2 protein-coding genes are annotated in these 2,069 nt (G+C 61.9%); one reads left to right on the top strand and one right to left on the bottom strand.

Translation table 11 applies throughout. The features are described from left to right. The coding region (locus tag HWN72_RS30555) for a 3-keto-5-aminohexanoate cleavage protein (protein ID WP_211152307.1) at positions 1-282 on the bottom strand (282 nt) is incomplete at its 3' end. A gap of 477 nt (positions 283-759) precedes the next feature. Between HWN72_RS30555 and HWN72_RS30550 the strand changes: the two genes are divergently transcribed. Then, the coding region (locus tag HWN72_RS30550; protein ID WP_211152306.1) for a TonB-dependent receptor at positions 760-2,069 on the top strand (1,310 nt) is incomplete at its 3' end.

The raw sequence follows: 2,069 nt of genomic DNA, 5'->3' as shown, positions 1-2,069 counted from the left end.
TTCTACCGGCATATAGGGCGAGGCGCCGGTGGTGATATTCACCACCACGTCGCTCGCCTGTTTGATGACCTTGAGGAACGGCGCGAAGTCTTCGGGTTCGTGCACCGGCTTGCCGGTCTGCGGATCGCGCGCGTGCAGGTGGACGATCGCCGCGCCGGCCTCTGCCGCCTCAAGCGCACTCTGCGCGATCTCGTCGGCCGTCACCGGCAGATGCGGCGACATCGACGGGGTGTGGATCGAGCCCGTCACGGCGCAGCTGATGATGGTCTTGGACTTCGGCATCTCGCCCTCCGTTTTTCGCTGCCGGTCTCTGCCGAGGCATGCGTTGTGAATGTCGATGTGATTTAAACTGTCCAAACGGTCAATATGATTCTTGCCGCGGAGCACGGCCGGACACAGAGATCGCAGGCAAAGTCGTCAAAATCGGCGAATCCAGCTCACGCCTTTACTCCCCATCACGAATTATCTGACCATATGACTAATAGCCAGCCCAGCAAAAACGGCACGGGAATGCCGGAAGGCAGGCACCAACCGCATCGGTCATGCTCACCATAACTCCGATATTTATCTATGAATTACAGTATATAAATCGATCATCACGCCCAACTTCAAAGCCTTTGGCAACCTGTAGATCAGCAGCAGATCACAAGTTCGAATAATGGCTTGACGCGCCAAATGCGCTCATTAGAATTCCAATTGGTCAGGTTAAGCAAATGCAACCGGCGAGCGCAAAGCGCCGCACCATGGGGAGGATAATCGATGAAAATGCATGCACGCGCTGTGCTTTTTGCAGGCGGATCGCTGCTGTCACTGGGCCTTTCGGCGACATATGCGAACGCGCAGACCGCAGAAACAGCGCCCCAAACCACATCGCCGCCCTCGTCCGCCAGCACGAACGAGATCGTCGTCACCGCCAACAAGCGCGAACAGAACCTCAGCGAAGTCGGCTCGTCCGTCAGCGCGGTCAGCGGCGAGGCGCTGAAGGTCCAGAACATCTCCAACATCGCGGACCTGGCGAAAGTGACGCCGGGCCTCACTTTCGCGCCGACGCCGAACGCCACGCCGGTCTACACGATCCGCGGCGTCGGCTTCTACGACAGTTCGCTGGCGTCCTACCCCGACGTCGCCGTCTACATGGACCAGTTCCCGCTGGCGCTGCCGGTGATGTCCGCACAGACCGGTTTCGACCTCCAGCGCGTCGAAGTGCTGAAGGGTCCGCAGGGCACCCTGTTCGGGAACAACGCCACCGGCGGCGCGATCAACTTCGTCGCCAACACGCCCACACCGACGCTGGAGGGCGGCGCCACCTTCAGCTACGGCCGCTTCAACACGATCGAAGCCAACGGCTTCATCAGCGGCCCGATCACCGATACCCTGGGCGGACGCATCGCGGTGAAGGCGGTCAACGGCGATCCCTGGCAGAAGAGCTATACCCGCGACGATCGCAACGGCCGCGCCGATACGATCGCCGGGCGCATGATCCTCGAATTCGAGCCGAGCAGCGACTTCAAGGCCTCGCTCAACCTCAACGGCTGGCGCGACCAGAGTGAGCCGCAGGCCCCGCAGCGCATCGCCTTCGTGCCGCAGAACGACGTGTCCGGCGCCCCCGCCATCGCGCCGTTCACGTATGCCGACGGCCCCGTGCCCTATCCGCAGGCGACCTACCCCAACGCACCGCACAATGCCCGCGCCGCCGACTGGTCCACCGACTATCGCCCGCGGCAGGACAACCGCATGCTGCAGGGCCTGTTCCGCATGGACTACGACTTCAGCGGCATCACCGTCACCTCGCTGACCGGCTATACCGACCTCAAGTTCGACAACACCACCGAAGGCGGCGGCACCGCGCTGCGCGACCTCGACTTGCGCAGCGACAGCGGCCACATCAAGAGCTTCACGCAGGAAGTGCGCATCGCCAACGATTCCCACAACGCGCTGCGCTGGGTGGTAGGCGCGAACTACGAGCGCACCAAGGTCAACGAAGTCACCTGGCTGACCTACACCGACACCAGCTCCACTTACGTCAACGGCATCGTCGGCAGCACGTATGAAACCCGCCAGAAGATGAC

Source organism: Novosphingobium sp. HR1a (assembly GCF_015594425.1).
Lineage (GTDB): Bacteria > Pseudomonadota > Alphaproteobacteria > Sphingomonadales > Sphingomonadaceae > Novosphingobium > Novosphingobium resinovorum_A.
The sequence above is the reverse complement of the archived record's forward strand: the minus strand, read 5'-3'. Positions and strand labels throughout refer to the sequence as shown.